Source organism: Sphingomonas sp. BE138 (assembly GCF_031456125.1).
GTDB lineage: Bacteria > Pseudomonadota > Alphaproteobacteria > Sphingomonadales > Sphingomonadaceae > Sphingomonas.
This window is the reverse complement of the sequence record NZ_JAVDUC010000076.1, coordinates 1-1,421: the sequence shown is the minus strand read 5'-3', so window position 1 is coordinate 1,421 and position 1,421 is coordinate 1. Positions and strand designations below refer to the sequence as shown.

Genomic DNA, 1,421 nt, shown 5'->3' with positions numbered 1-1,421 from the left:
GCTAGCGTCCGCGTTCGTGGTGTAATTTCCCGGTGTAGATGGCGGTGTATGCCGGGGTGGGGCCAAGGCCCCACCCCGGCATCGGCGTCTCGGTGGCCACCGGGCACATCGGATATGGTGGAGTTTCCAGACTTCAACCTGACCGAGGAATTCCCGATGACCGACGACAGACTACCGCTTGCCGAACTGATGGCGAAGACCGGAGACGGCGATTTCCTGCGCAGCGTCGCAGAGAGCGTTTTGCAGATCCTCATGGAGGCCGATGTCGACGGCCTCATCGGCGCCGGCCGCCACGAGCGTTCCGGCGAGCGCAGCACCTGGCGCAACGGCTATCGCGACCGGGCGCTCGACACCCGGCTGGGCACGCTCAACCTGAAGATCCCCAAGCTGCGCACCGGCGCGTACTTCCCCGGCTTCCTGGAACCCCGCAAGACGGTGGAGAAGGCGCTGGTCAGCGTCATCCAGGAAGCCTGGATCGCCGGTGTCAGCACGCGGCGTGTCGATGAGCTTGTACAGGCGATGGGAATGTCGGGCATCTCGAAGTCGAGCGTGTCCAAGCTGTGCAAGGACATCGACGAGCGGGTGAACGCCTTCCTGAAGCGCCCGCTCACCGGCGAGTGGCCGTATCTCTGGCTCGACGCGACCTACCTCAAGGTGCGCGAGGGCGGCCGCATCGTCTCGGTCGCCGCCATAATCGCCGTCGCGGTCACCACCGAGGGCAAGCGCGAGATCGTCGGCCTGCACATCGGCCCCAGCGAGGCCGAGCCGTTCTGGTCGACCTTCCTGCGCGATCTCGTCCGCCGCGGCCTGAAGGGCGTGAAGCTGGTCATCTCCGACGCGCACGAAGGCCTGAAGGCCGCCATCACCCGCGTCGTCGGCGCCACCTGGCAGCGCTGCCGCGTCCATTTCATGCGCAACGCGCTTGCCCATGTGCCAAAGGGCCAGAACACCATGGTGGCCGCCGCGATCCGGCAGGTCTTCCTTCAGCCAGACCATGCGGCCGCCACCCAGAGCTGGCGCCACGTCGCCGACCAGTTGCGCGCCCGCTGGCCGAAACTCGGCGCCTGCATGGACAATGCCGAGCACGACGTGCTCGCCTACATGACCTTCCCCGAACAGCATCGGACGAAGTTGCACTCGACCAACCCATTGGAACGATTGAACAAGGAGGTGAAGCGCCGCGCCGACGTCGTCGGCATCTTCCCCAACGAGGATAGCATCACCCGCCTCATCGGCGCCGTGCTGCTCGAACAGAACGACGAGTACCAGCTCCAGAACCGCTACATGCAGATCGAGGGCATGGCCGCTCTCGTCACACCACAAATCGAGGAGGTGCCACCGCTACAGATTACACCCAAGGCCGCCTGAACGATGCGGCCAGGTGGCACACCCGAAATTACACCACGTTGACGGACACGACC

At 65.2% G+C, this 1,421-nt stretch carries 1 protein-coding gene; it reads left to right on the top strand.

What is annotated here, in order from left to right:
* Window positions 1-156: 156 nt before the first annotated feature.
* Window positions 157-1,368, top strand: a complete 1,212-nt coding sequence (locus J2Y58_RS20935) for an IS256 family transposase (RefSeq protein WP_310107443.1) — start codon at window positions 157-159, stop codon at window positions 1,366-1,368.
* The last annotated feature ends 53 nt before the right edge of the window (window positions 1,369-1,421 follow it).

Excerpts from the sequence above, each read along its gene's own strand:
- J2Y58_RS20935 (WP_310107443.1), top strand. The coding sequence starts at position 157 with ATGACCGACGACAGACTACCGCTTGCCGAACTGATGGCGAAGACCGGA.